The organism is Nostoc sp. 2RC, from assembly GCF_014222165.1.
GTDB classification, from domain to species: domain Bacteria; phylum Cyanobacteriota; class Cyanobacteriia; order Cyanobacteriales; family Nostocaceae; genus Nostoc; species Nostoc linckia.
Genome location: NZ_JACKZU010000020.1, coordinates 1 through 19,905 on the forward strand (window position 1 = coordinate 1; position 19,905 = coordinate 19,905).

The following is a 19,905-nucleotide window of genomic DNA, read 5'->3' on the forward strand; positions in this document are numbered from 1 at the left end:
CTGTGGGTAACTGTTGCATTAGTTTTCCCCTTGTTGCCACAATGGTTAAAGCATCTTCTAAAGAGAACACACCTGCTATTGCCGCTGCGACATATTCCCCGATGCTGTGACCAATCATCGCCTCTGGATGCACTCCCCATGACATCCACAACTTAGCGAGGGCATACTCAATGACAAACAGTGCTGGTTGGGTAATTGCTGTTTGTTGTAGTTGCTGCAAAGCTTTTTGGATTTTGTCTTCACTAGGATAAAGTACATGGCGTAGATCGATCCCTAAGTGGGGTTTGAGAATTTCTGAACAAATATCCACTTGTTCCCGAAATGTCGTCTCCTCTTCATAAAGTTCCCGCGCCATATTTACGTATTGTGTCCCCTGTCCAGAAAACATAAACACGACTGGACAGTTACAGGGCTTCTGGTAGTGGGTAAAAACTCGTTGCGGATCTAGCGTAGTCAGTGCTTTGAACGCGTCGTCGAGGTCTTGGCAAACCACCATCAAGCGATGGTCAAAAGCCCGACGACCTACTTGTAGAGTATGTACGACATCAGCAAGAGTAATATCACAATGCTGTTTTAGATGTTCAACTAAATTAGCTGTTGTAGTTTCTAAGGCTGTAGTTGTCTTAGCTGACAACACCAGCAATTGCCAAGGGCGAGATTTTCCCGAAGGCTGGAAGGTTGGGGGTTCTTCCAAGATGACATGGGCATTAGTACCCCCAACTCCGAAAGAACTTACCCCAGCGCGACGAGGAATTCCGTTAGTTTTCCACTCCGATAACGTATTATTAACGTAAAAGGGGCTGTCGCCGAAGTCTATTTTCGGATTTGGTTGTTCAAAGTGTAAGCTGGGAGGAATTAATTTGTGCTTGAGGGCCATCACCGTTTTAATTAAACCAGTTACACCAGCCGCGATATTTAAGTGTCCGACATTAGCCTTTACAGATGCGATCGCACAGAAACCTTTTTGGTTGGTACTAGTTTCAAACGCCTCCTTAAGGGCACTAATTTCAATCGGATCTCCCAAAGCTGTGCCAGTTCCGTGAGTCTCAATGTAGCTAATTGTTTCGGGGGTAACTCCGGCCATCGCCTGAGCCTCAGCAATCACCTGAGCTTGACCATCTACACTAGGAGCCGTGTAACCCACCTTAGCCGCACCGTCGTTATTGATCGCTGAACCTTTAATCACTGCATGAATGCTGTTGCCATCGGCCAAAGCATCCTCTAATCTCTTGAGTACAACAATACCCACGCCATCACCAAAAATAGTTCCCTGAGCTTTAGCATCAAAGGGGCGACAGTGACCGTCAGGAGAAGTTATACCCCCTTCTTGATAGAAATAACCTTTATTTTCCAATGACTGTATTGAAATACCACCTGCCAAAGCCAAATCGCACTCGTAGTTTAGTAATCCTTGACAGGCTGAATGAACAGCTACCAATGAAGTGGAACAAGCTGTGCTGATGTTGAGACTTGGGCCTTTCAGATTCAACTTATATGAAACTCTGGTGGCGGCATAGTCCTGACCATTGCTAAATAAAATTGAGGAACCCATCGATTTAACTAAGTCAGGGTTGGAACTCAGTATGTTTAACATATACATACTCAGGTTACTTCCCACGTAAAAACCAGTTAACTCTTTGTCTGCTCTAGGGTCATAACCAGCATTTTCCAGTGCTTCCCAAGCACACTCCAGGAGAATACGGTGTTGCGGGTCCATGATTTCAGCTTCCCTTGGTGATAAATCGAAGAAGGAAGCATCAAACATATCAATATCAGACAAACGAGCAGCAGCTTTAACATAGTTAGGATCGCACAGCCATGCCGAATCTATGCCTGAAACTTCTAATTCTTCATCACTGAAAAAAGCAATGGACTCTTTCCCATTGCACAAATTCTCCCAAAATTCACTAACACTTTTGGCTCCTGGGAAACGACCGACTAAACCAATGATGGCTATACCTTTGATGGAATCGTCGATTTCATGATTATCCATCTGCCTTCCTCCTTTGTTGCATTAATTGTCTTTTTTCTTGTATAGCCACTTCTTTTTTGTTGGCACGTTCGTTAACTTGTTGAAGTTTTGTGGTTTGAACTTTTTTCTCACTAAGATATTTTGTCAGCGCACTGATGGTTGAATATTTAAATAAATCAGCAATTGACAGGTTTTTGTTCAGGGTTTTCACAAGTTGACGATGAACCTGAATGATTAATAGTGAATCTCCTCCTAATTCAAAAAAGTTATCGTAAAGACCAATATCTTTTATGCCTAAATTTTCTTGCCAAATTTTAGCAATTGTTTGCTCAATTTCATTAGTGAGAGGAATGTATGGGTTTTGTAAATCGGGTCTAGGATGAAGCGCTAATAAATTTGTTGGTTCCCCAGATGCTTGCTTTTGAAAAGATTCAAGATTAATCCATTGCTCAATCCGAGCTTGAAGCTCTCCAGTTGAAACAACTAAATGATGGAATTCATTACAATTTAAAATTCTTTGAAAAGCTTGTATACCTTCTTTGGGACTAAATCCAAATTCGTTCAGGCTTGTACCCACAGATGTATTCTGTTTATTTTCTTTTTCTAGTTGCCAACTATCCCAGTTTATGCTAATCCATGAAACTAAATTTTTCTGATTATGTTGATGTACAAAAGCATCCATGAAGATATTCGCTGCCGAGTAAGCAACATATCCTAATCCTCCTAAAACAGATGATAAGGAAGATAGTAAGAAACAAAAATCAAGCTCTTTATCTTGCAAAATCTTGTTTAATACTAAGAGTCCGTCTACTTTCGGCTGAAATTGATCCTCACAATTTCTTTGAGTGATATTTTCAATAGCTGCAAAAGACTTGTCTTTGAGAATTCCAGCGGCGTGAATAACACCATTTAGCTGACCAAACCTTAACTGAGCTTGAGCGATCGCTGCTTGCATTTGTTCCGTGTTGCTTACATCAGCGCTCACTACTAAAACTTCTGCACCCAACTGTTCAAGTTCTTGCACTTTGATAATCTTGCGACTAATACTATCAGTTTCATTGTGAGTTGCTAACCACTGTTCCCAGTCGTCTCGCTTAGGCAAAGTTGAACGACTAATCAACAGCAGTTTTGCTTGTACAGTTTGAGCTAAGTATTCTGCCATCACAAGTCCAATACCTCCAAGTCCACCTGTAATTAGATAGACTCCACCTTGCCTTAATCGCGGTGTTCCGATCTGAGTTTGCTCAAAGCGTACTGGCTCAAAACTTTGCACCCAGCGATTCATACCCCGATAAGCAATCACTTTCTCAGAATTGACAGTTGATAATTCTGTCAGCAATTTTTCTACAAGTTTTTCTTCTTGGCGACTTCCTGGTGAGGGAAGAATCACATCAATACTATGACAACTTATATTTGAGTATTCTTGGGATATGACTTTAATAGGCCCAAGTAAGGTTGCTTTTTCTGGACACAGTATTTCACTTCCTATAACTGGCTGGAGGTTGTTAGAAATAACTGTAATTTTTACTGCAAAAGATGTTTCCTGTTGTCCCAACGCTTGGGCAAGAAATAACAGGCTGTAAAATCCGGTTTTTTGAGCTTTCTTAACTTCTTCAATTTCTAACTCTTTCTCAATAACAGGTGTGACGTTCCACAAATGAATAATGCTTGTGGGTAATTTTTCTTGTATTAAAAGTTCTTTGATTAAGGTATTGTAATCGTGATTGCGATCGGGATTGAGGGTATACTGATACTCGTCTATCTTTGTGAAATTTGCCCCAATTTTTACGGTAATAACATCTTGTTTTTGTTGTTCCAGTTGTTTTACCAGCTTAGTACCCAAGCCACACTCATCAATAAATACCAAAACACACGATTTTTGAGATGCTAATTCTTTAGGTTTTAGCGGTTTTGAGGGTAAAGATGGTTTCCAAAACGGAATGTAAAACCAGTCGGCTATATCAGGTTTTTTACCCAGTAACACTGGAGTAGGATGGCGATCAATTTCTTGTTTTTGGGGTTCAATCCAGTATTTTTGTCGTTCAAAGGGATATGTCGGCAAAGGTAGACGATGACGCTGTTCATGAGTATAAAACCCAGACCAATCTATCTCTACACCAGCCAACCACAACTGACCTAATGTCTGCAATAAGAAACTAATATCCGATTGTTCTTCCTCGGCATGGCGTAATGAAGTCAGCACGAGCTGTTTTGTATCAAACTCTAAATGCTGTGTTGTTAATGTGCTTAAGCTTCCGCCTGGCCCAACTTCTAAGAAAATTCCTTTAATTTGTTGTAAAAGTTGAGATATTCCATCTGAAAACATCACAGATTGCCACAAATGCTGACCCCAATAACTGGGATTTGTAGCTTCCTCGTTTGTAATCCAATTGCCAGTGACATTAGAAATAAAGCGAATTCGTGGCGGGTTAAGTTTCACTGTTTTCACAGCCTGGACAAACGCCTTCAATATGGGTTCTACCATCGCACAATCAAAGCCACCTGGTAAAGGTGAAATCCCCGACATTCTCTCTGTGGGTAACTGTTGCATTAGTTTTCCCCTTGTTGCCACAATGGTTAAAGCATCTTCTAAAGAGAACACACCTGCTATTGCCGCTGCGACATATTCCCCGATGCTGTGACCAATCATCGCCTCTGGATGCACTCCCCATGACATCCACAACTTAGCGAGGGCATACTCAATGACAAACAGTGCTGGTTGGGTAATTGCTGTTTGTTGTAGTTGCTGCAAAGCTTTTTGGATTTTGTCTTCACTAGGATAAAGTACATGGCGTAGATCGATCCCTAAGTGGGGTTTGAGAATTTCTGAACAAATATCCACTTGTTCCCGAAATGTCGTCTCCTCTTCATAAAGTTCCCGCGCCATATTTACGTATTGTGTCCCCTGTCCAGAAAACATGAATACAACTGGACAGTGACTTGGCTTGTGGTGGTTAGTAAAAATCCGATCTGGGTTTTGGGAGGTCAGCACTTTCAGCGCATCATCTATATCATGGCAAACCACTATGCGGCGATGCTCAAAAGCCCGACGACCCACTTGTAGGGTGTAAGCCACATCGGCTAGGGTAATATCGGGATTTTGCTGGAGGTGAGCAACTACATTAGCTGTAATACTTTCCAAAGCTGTGCTGGTTTTGGCGGAAAACAGCAACAATTGGTAGAGGCGAGAAGTTCCAGATGGTTCAACAACAGGAGCTTCTTCGAGAATGACATGAGCATTTGTCCCACCAATACCAAAAGAACTTACTCCAGCGCGGCGAGGAATTTCGTTGGTTTTCCACTCAGATAATTGAGTATTGACATAAAAAGGACTGTTGGCAAAATCTATTTGAGGATTGGGCGCTTGAAAGTGCAAACTGGGCGGTATTTGTTTATGTTTTAAGGCTTGGACAGTTTTAATTAAACCGCTCACACCAGCTGCTGTATTTAAATGTCCGATATTAGTTTTAACTGAACCAATGGCACAGAAGCATTTTTTGTTCGTGCTGGCACGAAATGCCTGGGTGAGAGCAGCAATTTCAATCGGATCTCCTAAGGAAGTTCCGGTTCCGTGTGCCTCAATATAAGTGATAGTTTCAGGTTCAACTCCAGCTAACACAAGCGCCTCTAAGATTACCTCCCTTTGACCATCGACGCTAGGAGCCGTATAACCAACTTTTAAAGAGCCGTCATTATTGATAGCCGAACTTTTGATTAGTGCATGAATACAATCACCATCTGCGATCGCATCCTCTAGTCGCTTCAACACCACGACACCCAAACCATTACCGAAAACAGTTCCTTGAGCATTAATATCAAAGGATCGGCAATGTCCATCAGGAGAATTGATTCCTCCTTCTTGATATTGGTAGCCAACTTTTTGTGGCACTTGTATCGAAACCCCACCAGCCAGAGCAATATCACTTTCGCCATTCAGCAAACTTTGACAAGCTAAGTGAATGGCAACTAATGACGTAGAACAGCTAGTTTGAACATTGATACTTGGCCCTTTAAAGTTTAACTTGTAAGAGATTTGTGTAGGTAGATGGTCTTTATCATTTCCAATAGAAATTTGCAACCTGTCTATAGATTTGAGCAAATCCTGGTTTGGATAGAGGTTTGAGAATAGATAACTACTGATATTTCCACCAGCGAAAAGACCAATTTGACCAGCATAATTTTCTGAATCATAGCCAGCATTTTCTAGAGCTTCCCAAACAGATTCTAGAAAAATACGGTGTTGTATGTCTGTAATTTCTGCTTCTCTGGGAGTAAAGCCAAAAAATGCCGCGTCAAATAATTCTATGTCTTCTATTACAGTGCCTGCTTTGACATAATTGGGGTTATTAAAAACTGTAGAGTCTATACCATTAGACACCAATTCTTCATCAGTAAAACAAGAAATAGACTCTAAACCATCTCGTATATTATGCCAAAACTTATCGACGTTTTGTGCTCCAGGAAAACGTCCTGCTATACCAATTATGGCTATTGCATCTTGAGAACTTAAAATATTAAAACCATTTGTCATATTTAATAACTTTCCCGGAATTTTTGGATTCGTAGACCACTAGCAATGTGAATTTGATCGTTTAAAACGGCATCGATATCATCTTCAGTAGTTAGGGGATTAGCAATCACCGCACGCAAGGCCAAAATAGAAATTTCTGTGCCAAAGCAAGTAGTTGTTTTCGTCGTTCGGGAGATAAAAGTACGACCGGCTTGGCGCTGGCTTTTCTGAAGACGCTCATTCAAGCGATCGATTAGTTGATTGTCAGTTTCACTCAACTGATTTATGCTACTAAGCCCTCTCAATGACTCTGGGATATAGCGATAGATTAGAAGGTTTATATCCGGTTGTGCTAGTAACTCAAACTCTGGCATAGCACGGATACGCTCTGCCATATATTGAGTTTTCCGAATTCCTTCATCAATCAAAAATTCATATCCCTTAAGTCCGATTAGATTTAGTCCAGCATGTAAAAATAAAGCCATACCAGGTCGAGAACCTTCTAGGGCACGTTTACCTAAATCAAATGATCCTTCCCGCATGGTGTAGCTAGCCTGTTTTTCGATCGCTTTGGCTAAATGCGGATCGCGTAGAAAAACCATACCAATTCCCATTGGTAGATAAAGTTGTTTATGTCCATCAATAGTTACTGAATTAGCCTGTTCAATACCAGCAAGTTTATGGCGATGTTGTTCAGAAAAAATTAGTGGCCCGCCCCAGGCAGCATCTACATGAAAGTGAACATTAGCATCTTGTGCAATATCTGCGATGTCCGCAAGGGAATCCACCCCACCGGAGTCTGTTGTCCCAGCAATGCCTACGATCGCAATAATATGTAGTTTCTTTGCACGACAATCGGCAACAGTTTGGCGCAGTTCTTTTATATTAACTCGATTGTTACAATCAGTAGATACTCTAATTAAACTATGCGTACCAATGCCTAAAAAGTCCGCAGCTTTATCAAAAGAGTAATGCATTAAATCTGAGCCAATAATCACAGATCCTTTGTAGCCATAGAAATCTAAGGCTGCGGCTAAACCTTCTTTTTCTACACCAGAAAAGCCATATTTTGCTCCCAAGGAAGCATTACGGGCACACCAGAGAGCTGTGATATTTGCTACTGTTCCTCCCGAAACTAAAATTCCTAATGTACTTTGACTATTTTGAATATACTGTGTGTAGAAATTATCAGAAAAGTTGTAAATCAGTCGATGCATCATTGCCAAAGCTTCACGTTCATAGAAGCTTAGGGCTTTAGCGGTTTCTATCTTAACAGCGTTTTGATTCATCGCCGTCATCAGTTTCGCTAGAGGCCCCACAAAACTAGGGAGCGCCGAAGTCATGTGACCGATAAATCGTGGAGAAGATGTATGTATTGAATGGGCGACGACGTTGTTAGCTAAGTAATTGAAATAGCTTTCAAAATTTGATGGGTCAACAGGGACTTTACTATTACTGAATTTTTCCACTAAACAATCAAGCTTAATATCAGTATTAACATTGATTTCACCTAAAAAATCATCTATTAAAGTAGCAACCTGCCTATCTATCTTTCCCTCTACTGAGGATGATTGACTTGATGGAGCAAATAGTTGCATCACTTTTTTTTCTATCCCATAATGCAATGTTGGCTCCGTCATCAACAAGTTATTTTGATTGGACATTTCTTGTTTACTCAATGTCATTTTTTGTCCTTGAATAATCTAATATTTTTACTCTTTGAGGCAATGATTTGATTATTTATGAAACTAACTTCCAATAGTCAAAGACTAGTCTATTTGAGCTATTGAGATGGTAATCCTTTTTTATTTGCTGCTGCCCGATGATTTTGTCTGGCTTGTTTTTGGCGCTTTATTGCAACCGTCCTGCTTTCAGTTCGGTTAGAATGTTGTGAAAAAGCTAGTTGCTCGCTTTGTTCTTGGGTTAAATATTTAGACATCTGGCTAATCGTGGGATATTGAAACATTTCAACATAGGATAAATCTCGTTGAAATATTTTTTGCATCTTGCTATGAACCTGAATCAAAAGTAAGGAATGACCACCAAGTTCAAAAAAATTGTCATGGATACCTAAATCCTGAATATGAAGTACTTCTTGCCAGATATTTACAATGGTTTGCTCCACTTCATTTCTAGGAGCAACATATGCTGTATGTAAGTTTGGTCTTTGATAGTTTGAGAATAAATTTCCCTGATTTGAGGATTCTGTATCTCGTAAAGATTCCAGCTTAATCCATTGGTCAATTCTAGCTTGCAAGTCTCCAGTTGAGACAACAACCTGAGATACTTTAGACATTGATAACACACGTCTAAAAGTTTCTACCCCTTTTTTTGGTGTCATGAAAAATTTAGGTAAAGTTTGTTCAATATCTGTATCTTGTTGTTCTTCCCTAATGCCCCAATCATCCCAGTTTACACTAAACCAAGGGCAAGAATTAGTAGTCTGGTTATGCTTATGAACAAAGGCATCCATAAACAAGTTCGCTGCGCTGTAGGAAATAAATCCTAAACCTCCTAACACGGATGCTAAAGAAGAGGTTAATAGACAAAAATCAAGCTCTTTTCCTTGCAAGAGTTTATCTAATAAAAATACTCCATATACTTTGGGTTCAAATTGCTTTTGAACTTCAGCTTTAGAAGTTTGTTGAATAGAATGGAGTACACCTTTGAGATTGCCCGCAGCATGGATGACACCATGAATTTTACCAAAGCGCTCAGTAGCGATCGCGATCGCATTCTGCATTTGTTGTTCATCTACCACATCGGCGCTGATTACCAAAACCTCAGCACCTAAAGCCTCAAGTGCTTGCACTCTGCGGATCTGCTGGCTGACACGATCTTGTTCATCATGATTCGTCAACCATTGACACCACTGGTTTTTCTCAGGAAGACCCTTTCGCCCCAGCAAAATCAATTTAGCTTGTACTGTCTCGGCTAAATATTCCGCCAGTGCTAAACCAACCTTACCAAGTCCACCAGTGATTAGGTAAACGCCTTCTTTCCTCAACCTGGTTTTGCCAGCGGTCCTCTCTTCTAAGCGAACGGCTTCAAAGGTCTGTACCCAGCGATGATGTCCCCGGTAAGCAACTATTAAGTCTGTTGGCTGGGCTGTAAATTCTGCTAGTAAGTGGTCTATCAGTTTTTGTGATCCGGTGGTTCCAAATTCTGGAAGCACGACATCAAAGCTATAGCAGGCGATATTGGGATATTCCTGTGGAATCACTTTGCACGATCCTAATACTGTGATTTTCTCAGGACATAACCTCTCATGGCCAGTTACGTCGTGTACATCGCTGGTAACGACCATCAACTTGATAGCCTCAGTTATATTCCGTTCTGCAAGTGCCTTTGCCAAGAACATTAGACTGTAAAAACCGAGATTCTGGCAATCTTCAAAAAACTCATCCGGTGATTTGTTGCTGGGCAAAGTAGCGTTGGGTGTAACGCTCCAGAAATGGGCGAACGCTTGGGGGGTCAAATCTTGAGCTTGGAGCGCTTCCAATAAGGCATTATAATCACCCGGTTGCTGGGGATTAATAGTATATTCCCGGTCATTGAGTTGGGCAAATTGCTCTGCTTCCTTGACAATAATTAGATCATGGCCATATTGTTCCAGTCGGTTTGCGATTTCGGCCCCAACTCCATAGGCATCAACAAAAACCAACCAGCATGACTTTTGCTTTACTAGTTCTTCTTGTTGAAAAAGCTCAAGGGGCATGGATTCTTTCCAACGAGGAACATAGAACCAATCAGCAATATCTGGCTTTATCTCTAGCGTTTCTTGCGGTACCGTTGCTAAGGCAGCTTTTGGGTTTGCCTCAATCCAGTAGCGCTGACGCTCAAAAGGATAGGTTGGTAAAGGAATACGATGGCGTCGTTGATTGGCGTAAAAACCTGACCAATCCACTTGCACCCCCACAAGCCACAGGCGACCCAAGGTGTTGAGGAAAAATCCTGCATCCGACTGTTGCTCTTGTGGATGGGGAAGTGAGGTGAGCGCTGTCAATTCTTCTATCCAATGTTGTTTGGCAAAAGTGCTTAACGTCCGTCCAGGGCCTACTTCCAGTAGGACGCGTTCATGTGCTTTAGTTAACTCAGCAATCCCCTCACTAAAACGCACAGGTTCTCTCAGATGCCTTGCCCAATAGTTGGGGTCTGTTGCTTGGGTTGTTGCGATCCAAGTCCCAGTCACATTAGAGATAAATGGAATTTGGGGAGAATTGAGTTTGACTTTTTGTAACGACTGGATGAAAGGCTCAACGATGGGTTCCATCATCTGGGAATGAAAAGCATGGGAAGTATGCAGCCGCCGACATCCTACGCCTTTTGTTTGTAATTGCTGTTGCAATTGTTCCACCGCTGCTGTTGGGCCCGAAACCACACAGTAGGAAGGGGCATTGATTGCAGCTAAAGATAATTCCTGCAAGAGCAAAGGTTGCACTTCCTGTTGCGGAAGTTGAATTGAGAGCATTCCCCCACTGGGGAGTTGCTGCATCAGTTTTCCTCTGTTCGCCACTAGTTCTAAGGCATCTTTGAGTGAGAAAACTCCGGCTAAAGTTGCGGCAACATATTCTCCAATGCTGTGACCAATCATCGCTTCAGGACGCACACCCGACGCCATCCACAACTGAGCGAGGGCGTATTCAATGACAAATAGTGCTGGTTGGGCAATAAAAGTCTGTTTTAGCTGCTCTGCTGCCTGTTGTTTCTGCACTTCAGTGGGATAAAGTACATGGCGCAGGTCAATATTTAGGTGTGGTTTCAGCAGTTCACTACAGTAATCAATTTGCTGTTTAAAGATGGGTTCACTCTGGTAGAGTTCCCTGCCCATATCTACGTACTGTGTCCCCTGCCCAGAAAACATAAACACTACAGAACGATTACGGGGTTCTTCGTAGTGGGTGAAGACTCGTTGTGGATCTTGAGTGGTCAGCACTTTTAGTGCATCTTCCATGTCTTGACAAACCACCATCCGGCGATGTTTGAAAACCCGACGACCCACACTTAGAGTGTAAGCGACATCAGCCAGGTTTAAATTTGGATGCTGTTGTAGGTGAGCAAGTAGATTAGCTGTAGCAGTTTCCAGAGCTGTACTAGTTTTGGCAGAAAGCTGTAACAACTGCCAAGGACGAGCAGGATCGGATGATTTAACGGCAGGGGCTTCTTCAAGAATCACATGAACATTAGTCCCACCAATCCCAAAAGAACTAACTCCTGCCCGGTGAGGAATGCCATTAGTTTTCCACTCAGAGAGTGTGGTGTTGACATAAAAAGGACTATTGGCAAAATCTATTTGTGGATTGGGTTCTTCAAAGTGCAAGCTAGGTGGTATTTCCTTGTGTTTAAGTGCAAGGATGGTCTTGATGATACTTGCAACACCGGCTGCCCGGTCGAGATGTCCAATATTGGTTTTTACCGAACCGATGGCACAGAAATTTTTATTTTCGGTGCTGGCACGAAAAGCTTTAGTCAGGGCTTGAATTTCAATGGGATCTCCTAAAGATGTCCCTGTTCCGTGGGTTTCTATATAGGTGACAGTATCGGGATCTACTCCCGCATTAGCGATCGCCTCTACAATTACTTCTGCCTGACCATCGACGCTGGGTGCTGCATAACTAACTTTTAAAGACCCATCATTATTGATTGCAGAGCCTTTGATGATGGCATGAATACAATCACCATCTGCGATCGCATCCTCTAATCTTTTCAAGACTACAACTCCTACACCGCTACCGAAAACAGTTCCCTCAGCTTTGGCATCAAAGGCGCGGCAGTGACCATCAGACGAAAGAATATCATTTTCTTGATATTTATAACCACTTTTGTGGGGCAAATTTATAGAAACGCCACCAGCTAAAGCCATATCACATTCGCTATTTAGCAAGTTTTGGCAAGCAATATGTATAGCAACTAATGAAGTTGAGCAAGCAGTTTGAATCGTGTAACTTGGCCCCTTCAAATTAAGTTTATAGGATACGCGTGTGGACAAATGATCTTTATCATTGCCAATTATCAGCAGTTGACCCGCTGATGCAACAACGTCAGGATTTGAATAAAGATTAAATAAGTATGCACTTATACTTGAGCCAGCATAAACTCCAATGGAACCTTCAGCATTGGCGTAACCAGCATTTTCCAAAGCTTCCCAAGCCGACTCTAAAAACAAGCGATGTTGCGGATCTATGACTTCTGCTTCTTTTGGATTAAAGCCAAAAAATGAAGCATCAAACAATTCTATATCTTCGATGATGGGTTTTGCTTTGATATAGTTAGGGTCACTCAGCACCGTTGCTTCTATCCTCAAACTTTGCAATTCTTCATCACTAAAAAAAGTAATTGACTCTATCCCATTTCGCAGATTTTGCCAATATTCATCAATATTTTTAGCTCCGGGGAACCTGCCAACCATGCCAATGATTGCGATGTCTAAGTTGTCAATCATTATTTTCAATATCTTAATATTATTAACTGCGAAATTAGAGTAACCCAATAGCAAATAGAAAACTGCCTAGCCAGGGAAATTCTATAATCAGTGGTACAAGATGACCTTTTATTCCATCAGCCTCAATAAAACTTTGGAAAACTAGTTCTGAGTTCCATTGATCTACCGAGTTGCGTTGCAAGGTGATAGCCTCTTCGATATTCTTCACATGATGCCACCAATCTGGGGGGATGTAGATGATTTCTCCCTGGTTTAGTGTGCATTCTACAGGATTGGCATTCTTATACAGTGGGAACCTTTCTAAATCCGGGTTGAAGGTGTCAACTTCTCCATCGTATAAAAAATCTTGTTGATCTGGTGAGAACAAAACAGCTCGCTTTTTCCCAGAAATCACTGCTACCCATGCATTCTCATGACCGGAATCACAGTGAAGACCTATCGATGTATCTTTATGACCTATGAGGACATGACCTGGTTCAAGTTTATATTTCCTTCTAAGCTTTTCTGGTATTCTCTCTAAGAGATCGGGGAAATACACTGGAATTTTGTAGTCCTCCCGAAGCTCAGGATAATCTTGAATTAACAAGCGTTCCAAGCAGAGCAATTTGTCGCGCTCTTTGAGAGTCATGTAATCGAGGTAATCAGCAATAGTCATGGAAGATTTAGTTAGAGTGTCGCAATCCAGCACTTGACCCACTGCGGACCCGTACTCTGATCTGAAGAAATCCACAGTCCACTTTGTTGAGCATTTCCAGTTTTTCACCACATCAGTGATGATCACAGGCTTTCCAATAGATGCATATTCCCGAACGAACTCATCATAAGAGAGGTTGCTACGACGATCAACAGAAGAAATAGGCGTCCATATCAACTTACTTTTTTTCTTACGCCACATCCTTTTTAGCAGGTAGATAACTGAGCTTGTAAGGATACTCAACATAATTGTGGCAAAAATCAGTCCAATAATCTTGGAGAAGGAAAGAGGTGATTCTATAGTCATATCAAGCCTACCAATTAGTTTCTCAAATAGAGCAAAAAAAGTACGCTTACCTGTAGGTAAAATACACCGTGGAGGATAAACAAAAATCGAATAAGAGAAAAGCGTTTAACTTAATGAATTCTTACATTGTTTGGATGAGGTTTATGGACACAGCAGAATCAAACGCTGCGACCATAATTCCATAATCTCCTCAAGGATTCCTTGAGCTTTTCTTTCGTCAGTCTCGCCATCTTCCTGGAGGAGGCTTTCTACTGTCTTCTCACTGTTTGCTAACATCAAAATACGAAAGACTTTAGATGATATTCCTAGTTGAAAATTTCTATCATAGCTATTGCCGATACAGAAGAAATTATTGAATTTTCTATCTGAATCAAGCTTCTTAACCTGATGCAACGAAATATGGGGGGGGGGAAGTGAAATTTTAAGAGACAGATAGTTCTTCCAAGATACCTCCTTTTTTTTAACCAGATACTCTCCTACAACAAGGTAATCTAGTTCGGTAGTTAAAAAACAAACTACTGCATCTTGAACAGAATCTACAATTGGTTCAACGTTGTTATTAAACGATGTGTTAAGCAAAACCGGAACGCCTACAAACTTTTTAAACGACTGAATTAAGTCATAATATTTTTCGTTTGTTTCCCGTGATACAGTTTGTATTCTTGCTGTTCCATCAATATGGGTCACTGCTCCCAGAAGTTTACGTTTTTCTTCTCTAACATTAACCACGAATACCATGAATGGAAATTGTTTTTGATGAGGCGGAACTTCAAAGAATTCATCTACTTCCTCTTCTAAAACAGATGGTGCGAAAGGTCTGTAGCCTTCACGCTTTTTAATCATTTTGTTGATACGTTCTTTATTTTCTTCCGGACGAGGATCTGCAAGAATACTTCTATTACCTAAAGCTCTTGGCCCAAACTCTGAGCGACCTTGAACCCATGCCACGACAAGTAAATCAAAGTTATGTTTTGCAAAGTAATAGGCAATCAAGTCAATGTCTTGTAGTTTGATGCCATGTTTTTTCAAGCAAAAATGTAATGATTGGGTCGGAAACTTGTTCGTATGTTTTATTCTATTAAGTCTTTCTTCCTCTATTGCAAAAACAACTTTTCCATCTTTTATTAAAACACATGCTGAGTCATGACCACTGGTTTCAAATCCGTATATATTCTCGTGAACAAGTTCCAGCCCTCCAGAAATCCCTAAAACTAGCATTTTTACTACCTCTATATTTGACAGAATCTCGAACTAACTTAGTTAAGGGAAATTGTCTTTTTGATTTTTTTAATGACGCTGTTGCTGTGATTTTTTTTGTCGGCGTTTTTCTCCACGAGACTTATTTTGCTCAAAATGATTGATTTCGTTGGAATCAGAACTGAGAATTTCGGTAAGAGAATTTATAGTTGGTCTTTCGTAAATACTGACGATAGGAATCTCAATATTTAATTCTTCTTTTAACTTAGAAATAATCTGAACACTAATTAGAGAATTTCCTCCCAACTCAAAAAAGTTGTCATGAATACCTACTTGTTGAATACCAAGGATTTGTTGCCAGATGTTAGTGACTATTTGCTCTACCTTGTTCCGAGCAGGGATGTAATCATTTCCCAAATTGGGGCGGGAATGGAGTACTTGAGGCAGAATTGTTGATGCTAATTCCTCTTCTAGAAACTTGAAAGAATTACTCTGCTGAATTTGAGCCTGGATATCTCGCGTCGATACAACAACTTGAGGTAGTCTACTTTGGAGAATGCGGCTAAATGCATCAACACCTTCTTGAGGTGGTATTCCTTCTTTAAGGTATTCTTCACGTTCTTTCTTTAGTTCTTCGTTCACCACTGCTGTATTTACTGCCATTCCGACCTCTTGCCAAGCACCCCAGTTAATAGATTGGGTGAACGTAGTACGCGTGGAGGTATTGCAGTGAGCAAAGGCATCAAGAAAAGCATTAGCAGCACAATAGTCTACCTGCCCAAATCTACCGAGAATTGAGCCTGAACTTAAGGCAGAACAAAGGATCAGAAAATCTAATTCAACGTCCTTGAAGATGCTGTCAAGGACTAATGTTCCTTGGACTTTGGGAGCTAAAACACTTGCCGCTACTTGGGGCGTTTTTAGTTGCATAATGCCTCCCCCAGCAATTCCGGCGGCATGGATGACACCATGAATTTTACCAAAGCGCTTAGTTACTGATGCGATCGCTAACTGCATTTGTTCAAGGTTAGCGACATCTGCCCTCTCTACTAAAACCTCAGCACCTAACCCTTCTAACACCTGCACTGCTCTGATTTTCTTGCTTACAGGGTCTTGCTCATCATGAGTTATGAGCCATTTTTCCCACTCATCTGCTTTCGGAAGACCAGAACGTGATATCAACACTAATTTAGCTTGCACTGTCTTGGCCAGATATTCTGCTAGTGTCAAACCAATACCTCCCAAGCCACCTGTAATTAGGTAGACTCCCCCTTGCTGTAATCGGGCTTTCTCTGGGCTAGCCTCTTCTAAGGAGACTGGTTCAAATGTTTGAATCCAGCGATGATGCTTACGGTAAGCAACTACTGAGTCAGTTGGTTTGGTTGTAAATTCTGCTATTAGTTGATCGATCAATTTCTCCTGTTGCGATATTACAGATTCAGGAATCACAATATCAATGTTGCGGCAAGTAATATTCGGATATTCTTGGGGGATTACTTTGCACGGCCCTAGTACTGTTGCCTTTTCAGGGCATGGGTTTTCCTCACCAGTCACATCGTGTATGTTGTTAGTCACAACTAGGATTTGCAGGGCATCTGTAATACTTTGTTGTCCAAGTGCTTGACTCAGAAAAAGTAAGCTGTAAAAGCCAACAGCCTGACTTGTTGCCAACGATTCAATTCCTGAAGATGTCTGATTGTTTGGCGTAATTCCCCATAAATGAGCAATCATTTGTGGCATCAAATCTTGGCTACGAAGAACTTGGAACAAGGCTTCATAGTCATCTTTTTGTTGAGGGTTGATGCAATAAGCGCGTTGGCGAAGCCTGTCTGTAGGACACTCGCACAGTTTGGTAAACTGCTCTCCTAAGCTGACAGTAATTACGTCTTGCCCTTGCTGTTGGAGACGTTTTACGAAGAGTGAACCCACTTCACATTTATCTACAAAGACTAACCAGCACAATTTCTGTTTTGACAGTTCTGTATTTTCAACAGATTCAAATAGTCTGGACTGTTTCCAAACTGGAATATAGAACCACTCAGCAATATTTGGCTTTTTGTGTAACGCTTTTTGGGGCGTAGTCACAAGGGCGTTTGATGATTGTGGTTCAACCCAGTATCTTTGCCGCTCAAATGGGTACGTTGGTAAGGGGATGCGGTGACGACGTTCAGTCGCATAAAAGCCAGACCAATCTATTTTTAACCCAGCAAGCCAGAGTTTACCCAGTATGTTGAGCAAAAAGGCAACATCCGACTGTTGTTCTTGGGGATGGCGCAAGGAAGAAAACACAATCGGTTGAGCAGGTTGTTCTGAATGCTGTCTAACTAAAGTACTTAATGTCCGCCCTGGGCCAACTTCCAGCAGGATTCGCTTTGGCTGTTGCAGCAACTCAGTAATTCCCTCAGCAAAGCGCACAGTCTGCCGTAGATGCTTTGCCCAATAGCTGGGATCAGTTGCTTCTGCGGCAGTAATCCATGTACCAGTGACGTTGGAAATAAAAGGAATTTGGGGAACTTTTAGGTTGATTTTTTGCACCAGTACCATGAACGGCTCGATGATTGGGTTCATCATCTGGGAATGAAAAGCACCAGAAGTATGCAGACGTCGACAATTAATCCCTTGCTTAGTTAATTTGTTGTGCAACTGATCAATTGCCAATTTTGATCCCGAAACTACGCACAATGATGGCCCGTTAATTGCAGCTAGGGAAAGTTCTTCGCCTAGCCAAGATTGCACTTCTTTCTCAGATTGAGGCACTACTAACATATCCCCAGAGGGCATCTGCTGCATTAGTTTTCCTCGCGCAGCTACCAGCGCCAATGCATCTTCTAGAGAGAATACGCCAGCAAGACAAGCTGCTACATACTCGCCAATGCTATGACCAATCATGGCTTCAGGATGCAATCCCCATGACATCCACAACTGAGCTAGGGCATACTCAATGACAAATAGGGCTGGTTGGGTAATATAAGTCTGCGTCAGCTGCTCCACTGCTGCTGTTGCTTGCTCTTTGCTGGGATATAGAATATTGCGTAGGTCTATCCCAATGGAGAATTTGAGTAATTCTGCACAATAATCAACCTGTTTTCGGAAAATTGGCTCATTTTGGTAGAGTTCTTTACCCATCTCCACATACTGGGCACCTTGACCAGGAAACATAAATATAACTTGTCGCTCACTGGGTTCGGTGAAGTGGCTGAAGACCCTTTGTGGCTCTTGGATTTCTAAAACTTTCACTGCATCGTCAATGTCTTGGCAAACTACGATTCGGCGATGTTCAAAGGCTTGACGACCCACCCCAAGGGTGTAAGCGACATCTGCCAAGTTGAGTTGAGGATGCTGCTTTAAGTGGTTAACTAAGTTTGTTGTGGCAGTTTCCAGTGCAAAGCTAGTTTTGGCTGAGATTACCAATAAATTCTGTGAGCGTCCAGGGCTAGATGGTTCCAGAATTGGGGCTTCTTCAAGTATTACATGGGCATTAGTGCCACCAATTCCAAAAGAACTAACCCCAGCGCGTCGAGGTTGTCCGTTCGATTTCCATTCTGAAAGCTTGTTATTAATATAGAATGGGCTGTTGATGAAATCTATCTGCGGATTGGGCTGCTGAAAGTGCAAACTGGGTGGTATTTGCTGGTGTTTGAGCGCCAGAACTGTCTTGATTAAACCCGCAATCCCAGCCGCAGTATCTAAGTGTCCAATGTTTGTCTTTACCGAACCAATAGCGCAGAAACCTTTTTTGTCAGTGGTAGCACGAAAAGATTTGGTTAGCGCTGCAATTTCAATGGGATCTCCGAGAGCAGTTCCGGTTCCATGAGCTTCTACATAACTAATCATGTCGGATTTCACCCTCGCTACGGCAAGAGCCTCGGCAATTACCTGAGCTTGACCATCGACGCTGGGAGCTGTGTAGCCAACTTTTTTAGAACCATCATTATTAATAGCTGAAGCCTTAATAATAGCGTGAATAAAATCTCCATCAGCGATCGCATCCTCTAATCGCTTTAAGACTACAATACCTACACCTTCGCCGCTGACAGTTCCCTTTGCCTTGGCATCAAAGGCACGGCAATGTCCATCGGGAGACAAAATTCCCCCTTCTTGATAAAAATAGCCAGCTTTTTCTGATCCAAATATGCAAACTCCACCCGCTAAGGCCAGATCGCATTCACGATCTAGCAAACTTTGACAGGCTAAATGTACAGCGACTAATGAAGTAGAACAACCAGTTTGGACAGTGATTGCTGAACCATTTAGATTTAATTTATAGGCGACTCGTGTAGCTAGGTTATCTGGGCGATTACTATGTCTAATTTCATCAAAACCAACAAGTTTTATTAATTCAGGGTTAGAAAAAATATTGAATAAAAAGTAACTGCTAACGCTGGCTCCACCATAAACACTAATTCTACCTTCATAGGTTTCAGAATTGTAGCCAGCACTTTCGAGCGCCTCCCAGGCAACTTCTAAGAAAAGCCGTTGCTGCGGATCGATGAGTTCTGCCGCTCTGGGAGAATAATTAAAGAAGGAAGCATCAAATAATTCTACGTCTTCCAGTTCAGCGTTTGCTTTAACATAGTTAGGGTTATTTAGGGTACTTTTGTCTACACCCGCAGACTCCAGTTCTATATCTGAAAAAACCGAAATTGATTCCACCCCATTCTGTAAATTTTGCCAAAACTCATCAAGATTTTTGGCTTTTGGGAAACGCCCATTTATACCTACAATGGCTATCTCATTAAAAATTTCTGAAGCCTCTAAATTGTTTTTCATTTTTCACTCCAGAT

Annotated in this window: 7 protein-coding genes; all 7 read right to left on the reverse strand. The window is 41.6% G+C overall.

Annotation, left to right across the window (positions count from 1 at the left end; genetic code table 11):
• Positions 1–1,993 (reverse strand): type I polyketide synthase (locus GNE10_RS04200; RefSeq protein ID WP_185563789.1); only part of this gene is annotated, 1,993 nt, incomplete at its 3' end.
• Complete coding sequence (locus GNE10_RS04205) at positions 1,986–6,503, reverse strand: type I polyketide synthase (protein WP_185563790.1); 4,518 nt, start codon at positions 6,501–6,503, stop codon at positions 1,986–1,988. The genes GNE10_RS04200 and GNE10_RS04205, both read right to left, overlap by 8 nt.
• Positions 6,504–6,505: 2 nt before the next feature.
• Positions 6,506–8,167, reverse strand: coding sequence for a pyridoxal-dependent aspartate 1-decarboxylase PanP (gene panP, locus GNE10_RS04210; RefSeq protein ID WP_185563791.1), 1,662 nt, complete (start codon positions 8,165–8,167; stop codon positions 6,506–6,508).
• A gap of 98 nt (positions 8,168–8,265) precedes the next feature.
• Entirely contained in the window at positions 8,266–12,924 is a 4,659-nt protein-coding gene (locus GNE10_RS04215; protein WP_185563792.1) for a type I polyketide synthase, read from the reverse strand.
• 34 nt (positions 12,925–12,958) lie between these two features.
• Positions 12,959–13,924 (reverse strand): cupin-like domain-containing protein, encoded by a 966-nt coding sequence (locus GNE10_RS04220; RefSeq protein ID WP_185563793.1) that lies wholly within the window; start codon positions 13,922–13,924, stop codon positions 12,959–12,961.
• Between the two features lie 141 nt (positions 13,925–14,065).
• A complete protein-coding gene (locus tag GNE10_RS04225) occupies positions 14,066–15,142 on the reverse strand; it encodes a carbamoyltransferase C-terminal domain-containing protein (RefSeq protein WP_185563794.1) in 1,077 nt (358 codons plus the stop codon).
• A gap of 69 nt (positions 15,143–15,211) precedes the next feature.
• A complete protein-coding gene (locus tag GNE10_RS04230; RefSeq protein ID WP_185563795.1) occupies positions 15,212–19,891 on the reverse strand; it encodes a type I polyketide synthase in 4,680 nt (1,559 codons plus the stop codon).
• Positions 19,892–19,905: the final 14 nt, after the last annotated feature.

What these genes read in the sequence shown, in the direction of transcription:
- GNE10_RS04215 (WP_185563792.1), bottom strand. Translation starts at nt 12,924, where the DNA reads ATGATTGACAACTTAGACATCGCAATCATTGGCATGGTTGGCAGGTTC.
- GNE10_RS04205 (WP_185563790.1), bottom strand. Translation starts at nt 6,503, where the DNA reads ATGACAAATGGTTTTAATATTTTAAGTTCTCAAGATGCAATAGCCATA.
- panP (WP_185563791.1), bottom strand. Translation starts at nt 8,167, where the DNA reads ATGACATTGAGTAAACAAGAAATGTCCAATCAAAATAACTTGTTGATG.
- GNE10_RS04220 (WP_185563793.1), bottom strand. Translation starts at nt 13,924, where the DNA reads ATGACTATAGAATCACCTCTTTCCTTCTCCAAGATTATTGGACTGATT.
- GNE10_RS04230 (WP_185563795.1), bottom strand. Translation starts at nt 19,891, where the DNA reads ATGAAAAACAATTTAGAGGCTTCAGAAATTTTTAATGAGATAGCCATT.
- GNE10_RS04225 (WP_185563794.1), bottom strand. Translation starts at nt 15,142, where the DNA reads ATGCTAGTTTTAGGGATTTCTGGAGGGCTGGAACTTGTTCACGAGAAT.